Consider the following 6,080-nt stretch of genomic DNA (forward strand, 5'->3'; position numbering starts at 1 on the left):
GTGCGCGGTCGTGGACCGGGGCACCGCCCCCGCCGGCCCGAGATCAGATCTCGTCGACGCTCGCGGCGGCGTTCGGACGACGCGACAGGTCGATGCCGAGCTCCTCCGCGGCGCGGTACACGTCGTCTCCTCCGCCCGGAGCAGCGCGGCGCGTGCCCTGGCCGCGCGGTCGGACCGCTCGGCCGGGTCGGCGAGGACGCTCATGCTCGCCTCCAGGTGGTGCTCGTGCCCACGACGCGCGCCCTGCCCGTGGCCGCGTCGTGTTCGAACGCCTGTTCGAACATCTCCAGTGTTCGGCCACCTCTCGGAGCGTGTCAACTCCGCTCGGGCCGGCCGTGCCGGTTCGCCCGATCCGTCCCGCTCGCACCCCACGAAACCCTCGACCAGCGCTCGAGGGTCGACCCCTCAAGACCCTCGACCTCCACCGGAGACCCGCCCGGCCACCGGCGGGTGCACGGGCCGGAGGCGCGGATGCGGACGCCCGGACCGGCCCGCACCATGGGGCCATGCCCATCCACGTGCAGCTCGACTCCCGTCCCCCTGCCCCCGACCCCTACTCCCTCCTGCCGCAGGTGCCGCTCTTCACGCTCGAGAGCACCGACGTGACCGACGGGGAGACGATGCCGGACGCGCACGTCGCCTCCGGCGGGAACACGTCCCCCGCGCTCGTCTGGTCCGGATTCCCCGAGGGCACGCGCTCGTTCGTCGTGAGCTGCTTCGACCCCGACGCGCCCACGCCCGCGGGCTTCTGGCACTGGACGGTGGCCGACGTCCCCGCCTCGGTGACGGAGCTGCCGACCGGCGCCGGCGCCCCCGACGGGTCAGGGCTGCCCGAGGGCGCGTTCCACGTCCGCAACGACGGCGGCGGGCCGGGGTACACGGGCGCCGCCCCGCCGCCCGGCGACCGCCCGCACCGCTACGTCTTCGCCGTCCACGCGCTCGACGTCGACTCGCTCGCCGACGCGGCCGGGCTCGGACCGGACGCCACCCCGACGGCGGTCGCGTTCAACGCGCTGTTCCGCACGCTCGCACGCGCGACCCTCACCGTGACGTACCAGGCGTCCTGACGCACCAGGCGTCGTGACCACCCCCGCGCGCCGACGGGGACGGACGACCGGCGAGTACAGTCGGCACGTCCCCGACGTCGCACCCCGCGGAAGGACCCATGGACGGCTCGACGACCCTGCCCACGCTCGGCTCGCTGCGGTGGGAGCCCGCGCTCGACCACCTCGACCTCGTCGCCCCGGTGACGGCCGACGCGCTGCGCCGCTGGGCTGACGCGGACCCCGACGTCGCCGCGGGCGTGGCCGTCACGGAGATCGACCCGGACCTCGCCGACACCGCCACGCTCAACGAGGCCTTCTCCCTGCCGGTGGAGGCGTCGGCGAACTGCGTCGTCGTCGGCGGCACGCGTGCCGGGGACGAGCGCATCGCCGCCGCGGTGGTGCGCGCGCACACGCGCGCGGACGTCAACACCCGCGTCCGGAAGCTGCTCGACGTGCGCAAGGCGTCGTTCCTGCCGACCGAGCGCGCGACGGCCGAGTCCGGCATGGAGTACGGCGGCATCACCCCGGTGGGGCTGCCCGCCGCCTGGCGCGTCCTCGTCGACGCGCGCGTCGTGCAGGACGGCGAGCCGGCGCTCGTCGGCAGCGGCGTGCGCCGTTCGAAGCTGCTCCTGCCGGGCTCGCTCCTCGCGCGCCTGCCGGGCGTCGAGGTGGTCGACGACCTCGCCGTGCCGGTCGGCTGAGACCCGACGCGGCCGGGATCAGCTCTCGGCGCGGCCCTCGCGCCAGTAGCCCATGAAGGCGACGGCGCGGCGGTCGACGCCGAGCTCGGCGACGAGATGACGGCGCAGCGTCTTGATGCAGCTCGCCTCGCCCGCGAGCCACGCGTACAGGACGGTGTCCTCCTCGAGCAGGCCGGGCACCTCCCACAGGATCGACGCGTCGACGTCGACGTCCTCGAGCTCCTCGGCCGTCGCGCACTGCGTGGGCGGGTCCGCGCCGAGGACGCCAGCGTTCAGCATGCGCTCGGCCGCGTCCTTGACCGCGGGCACGAGCAGCGTGCCGTGACCGGCGCCGTCGCGGCCCAGCCACGTCACCTGGACGCCGGGCGGGGTGGCGAGCTCGCGCGCGTCCGCGGCGTGCGGGACCTCGACGTACACCTCGCCCCACGCGGTCCCGGGCAGGTCCTCGCAGATCGCGGCGATCGCGGGCAGCGCGGTCTCGTCGCCCGCGAGCAGCAGCGCGTGCTCGCGCGCCGGCGGGCGGAACTCGATGCCGCCGACGGGCCCGTCGCACCGGGCGTCGGGGCCCAGGATCACGAGCGGGGTGCCGGGCTCGGCGGCCAGGGCCCACCGCGAGGCGGGACCGCCGTCGCCGTGCAGGACGACGTCGACGTCGACCTCGCGCACCTCGGGACGCACCGCGACCGTCGTGTACGTGCGCAGCGGGTTGCGCCGCTCCTCCGGCTGGGCGCGCCACGCGGCGTACCACTCGTCGGCGTCGCGCACGAGGTGCTCGTAGCCGCCGTCCGGCGCGGGGAGGACGAACTTGATCCGGACGTCCAGGCCGGGGTCCGCGAAGTGCTCGAGCTCGGGTCCGGTGAACGTGAAGCGGCGGTAGCTCGGCGTGATCTGCTCGACGCGCACCACCTCGACGTCGAAGAAGCACCAGGGCCGGGTCGCCCGGGCGGCGGGACGCGCGGGTGCGCGGCGGGCGGTCCGAGGGGCGGCGACGGTCTGGCTCACACAGGTGAGGCTAACCTGCCCCGCAGGGGTCGGGTCAACCCGCTCGGCCTCCCGGATCTCCCCGGCGGCGGTGATCCCCGTCACTGCGACGGTCGCGCGGCCGGTCACGCGCCCCGCCCGCGGCTGCGCCACAGCAGGTACACGAAGTACGGGGCGCCGAGCAGCGCCGTCCCGAGGCCGGCCGGGATCTGGTCGGGGGCGATGATCGTGCGTCCGAGCGTGTCGGCCACGGACACGAGCAGCGCGCCGAGCAGCATCGCGACGGGCACGACGCGTCCGTGCCGCGCCCCGACGAGGGCCCGGGCGGCGTGCGGGGCCACGAGGCCGACGAACGCCATGACCCCCACGGCGCACACGGCCGCCGCGGTGAGCAGCGCGGCCGCCGACAGCAGCAGCAGGCGCGTGCGGTCGAGCGGGACGCCGAGCACGCGCGGGGTGTCCTCGTCGAGCGCGAGGACGTCGAGGTCGCGGCGCAGCGCCGCCACGAGCGGCGTGACGACGACGAGCAGGATCGCGACGGGCACCACCTGGGCGAGCGAGCGCCCGTACGTCGAGCCGGACAGCCATGTGAGCGCGAGGTTGACGTCCCAGGGCGCGACCACGACGACGACGAGCGTGATGAGCGCCGTGACGCCGGCCTGCGCCCCGATGCCGATGAGCACGAGCCGGTCCGAGCTGAGCCCGCGGCGGTACGACAGCCCGTACACGAGCCCGAAGACCGCGAACGCCCCGACGGCGGCGGCCGCCGACATCGGCCAGATCCCGACGCCGGGCACGAGCAGGATCATGGTGACCGCGCCCAGCCCTGCCCCGGACGTCACGCCGAGCAGGCCGGGCTCGGCGAGCGGGTTGCGGCACACGGCCTGCACGACCGTGCCGGCGAGCGCGAGCGCCGCGCCCGCGAGCAGGGCGGCGAGCACGCGCGGCAGGCGCTGGTCGAGGACGAACGTGACCTGGCGGCCCGACACACCGCTCCACCAGTTCGCGACGTCGCCGAGGAGCACGAGCCGGTCGCCCAGGAGCAGGCCGGCCACGGTCGCCGCGACGACCAGCACGGCGAGCACGCCGACGACGACGAGGACGGTCGTGCGCGAGCGCACCCGCCCCAGGGCGCGCGCAGCGCGGGCGCCCGGGCCGGCGTCGCGCAGGCGGCGCGCGAGCCACACGAGCAGGCTCGCGCCGAGGACCGAGGTGACGATGCCCGTGGGCACGGCGATGGACGTCGTGCCGGGCAGGACGAGGCGCAGCAGGACGTCCGCGCCGAGCACCACGACGACGCCGACGACCGCCGCGAACGGCAGCAGCAGGACGTGCCGGCCGAGGCCGGGCACCTTGCGGGCGACGAGCCGCGCGAGCACGGGCGCCGCGAGGCCCACGAACCCGACGGGCCCGGCGACGGTCACGGCGATCGCGGCGAGCAGCACGGCGACGAGCACCGACACGACGCGCGTGCGGCGCACGTCCACGCCGAGGACGCTCGCGGCGTCGTCCCCGAGGCCGAGCAGGTCGAGGCGGCGCGCGAGCACGAGCGCGGCGAGCACGCCCACGACGACCACGGGCGTCGCGAGCGTCACGGTCCGCGTGCCCGACTGCACGATCGAGCCGCTCCCCCACGCGAACAGGCCGAGCGTCTCCTGCTCGAACAGCACGAGCAGGACCATGGTCAGCGCGTGCAGGGCGAGCATGATCGCCGAGCCCGCGAGGACGAGACGCGTCGGGCCGTCGGCGCCGCCGCGCGCGAGGACGAGCACGAGCCCCGCGGCGACGAGGCCGCCGAGGAACGCGAGGGCGCCCTGGAGGTAGAACGGGACGGTCAGCCCGAACGCCGCCACGGCGACGACCGTGACGTACGCGCCGGCGTTGACCGCCAGCGTGTCCGGCGACGCGAGCGGGTTGCGCGCGACGGACTGCAGGACCGACCCCGCGACGCCGAGCGCGACGCCGACGAGCAGGCCGGCGAGCAGCCGCGGCACGCGCGACGCGACGAGCACGGCCACCGTCTCGTCGGCGCCGCCGCCGGTGGCGAGGCGCAGGAGGTCGAGCGGGCCGACCGCCGCGGTGCCCTGGGTCAGGTGCACCGCGGCGAGCAGCAGCGCCAGGAGGCCGGCCGCGACGAACGCCGCCGTGATGCCGAGCCGTGACGCGCGCGCGGCGGCGGGCGCCGGCGCGGTCAGGGGTTCTCGGGTCGTCGTCGTCATCGCTGCGGTCGTGCCTTCTCGCTCGGGCGCTGGTCGCGCGTCAGGCCGTGAGGGCGTCGACGAGCGCGTCGACGTACGCCGCGCCCGAGAGCGGGCCGCCGAACATCCAGATGCCGTCGGGGATGCGGTGCACGTCGCCCGCCGTGACGAACGGCAGCTGCTCCCACACCGCGTTGCCCGCGAGCCCGTCGGCGAACGGGTCGCCGTCGGCCTCGTTCGCCGCGTAGACGAACTGGACGTCGCCGAGCTGGGTGAGCCCCTCGACGTCGGTCTGCGCGAGGCCGTAGTCGGGGTCGCCGCCCTCGGTCCAGGCGTTCACGAGGCCGATCTCCTCGCCGAGCGCGCCGAAGTAGGAGCCGGGCGTGTACATGCGGACCGAGACGGTGCCGTTCGCGAGCCAGCCGTCGGCCATCGTGAACTCGGCACCGGCGAGCCCGGCCTCGTCGATCGCGGCCGTCGCGTCGGCGACCGTCGTGTCGAACTCCTCGAGCGCCACCTCGGCCTGCTCCTGCGTGCCCGTGACCTCGGCGAGCGTCTCGACGGTCGAGCGCATGTGGCCGAGCGGGTCCTCGCCGTCGGAGCCGCGGAGCGTCAGCACCGGGGCGATCTCCTCGATCTGGCCGATGACGTTGTCCGGCAGGTCGGTCGTCGTCACGACGAGGTCCGGCTCGAGCGCGGAGATCGCGTCGAGGCTCGGCTCGCCGCGCGTGCCGACGTCCGGCGTGCCCTCGTCGATCGGGGCCACCGTGTTCCACGTGTTGTAGCCCTCGACGTCGGCCTGGCCGACGGGCTCGACGCCGAGCGCGACGAGGTTCTCCGTCAGGCCCCACTCGAGCGAGACGACGTCCGTCGCGGGGGCGTCGAGCGTGTGCTCGCCCCGCTCGTCGGTGTACGTCACGGGACCGGCCGTCGCCGCCGTCTCGGCGGTGTCGCGGCCGTCGGACTCGCCGGCCGGGTCCTCCGTGGTGCCGCACGCGGCGAGCGCGAGCGTCGTGGCGAGGGCGAGGGCGCCCGCGGCGAGCGAGCGGGATCGGGTGGAGCGCATCGGTGTCCTTCTTCTCGTGAGGCCGCACGCCGGCACGGCGCGGCGCGGGCGCGCCGCCGCCGGGCGTTGCGGTGCCCGCCGTGCGGGC

General features: G+C 76.1%; 5 protein-coding genes. 2 read left to right on the top strand and 3 right to left on the bottom strand.

Annotated features, from left to right (window positions below):
- Positions 1–506 precede the first annotated feature (506 nt).
- Both JZ5iCDA_RS14655 and JZ5iCDA_RS14660 read left to right on the top strand, forming a co-directional pair.
- Positions 507–1,067 carry a YbhB/YbcL family Raf kinase inhibitor-like protein gene (locus JZ5iCDA_RS14655; RefSeq protein WP_069387824.1) on the top strand — a complete coding sequence of 187 codons (561 nt, stop codon included), beginning with the start codon at positions 507–509 and terminating at the stop codon, positions 1,065–1,067.
- 98 nt (positions 1,068–1,165) lie between these two features.
- Positions 1,166–1,747: a YbaK/EbsC family protein gene (locus JZ5iCDA_RS14660; protein ID WP_069387825.1), complete on the top strand. Its 582-nt coding sequence runs from the start codon at positions 1,166–1,168 to the stop codon at positions 1,745–1,747.
- Positions 1,748–1,765: 18 nt separating this feature from the next.
- On the opposite strand, the gene JZ5iCDA_RS14665 is transcribed toward JZ5iCDA_RS14660, so the two are convergent.
- The 3 genes from JZ5iCDA_RS14665 to JZ5iCDA_RS14675 form a co-directional block, all read right to left on the bottom strand.
- Positions 1,766–2,749, bottom strand: a complete 984-nt coding sequence (locus JZ5iCDA_RS14665; RefSeq protein WP_083260047.1) for a siderophore-interacting protein — start codon at positions 2,747–2,749, stop codon at positions 1,766–1,768.
- A gap of 104 nt (positions 2,750–2,853) precedes the next feature.
- The gene (locus JZ5iCDA_RS14670; protein WP_069387826.1) at positions 2,854–4,947 is read right to left on the bottom strand and encodes an iron ABC transporter permease; all 2,094 of its coding nucleotides are present in this window, start codon (positions 4,945–4,947) and stop codon (positions 2,854–2,856) included.
- Between the two features lie 40 nt (positions 4,948–4,987).
- Complete coding sequence (locus tag JZ5iCDA_RS14675) at positions 4,988–5,992, bottom strand: ABC transporter substrate-binding protein (RefSeq protein WP_069387827.1); 1,005 nt, start codon at positions 5,990–5,992, stop codon at positions 4,988–4,990.
- Between the last annotated feature and the right edge of the window lie 88 nt (positions 5,993–6,080).

Source organism: Cellulosimicrobium cellulans (genome assembly GCF_001722485.1).
Classification (GTDB): domain Bacteria; phylum Actinomycetota; class Actinomycetes; order Actinomycetales; family Cellulomonadaceae; genus Cellulosimicrobium; species Cellulosimicrobium cellulans_A.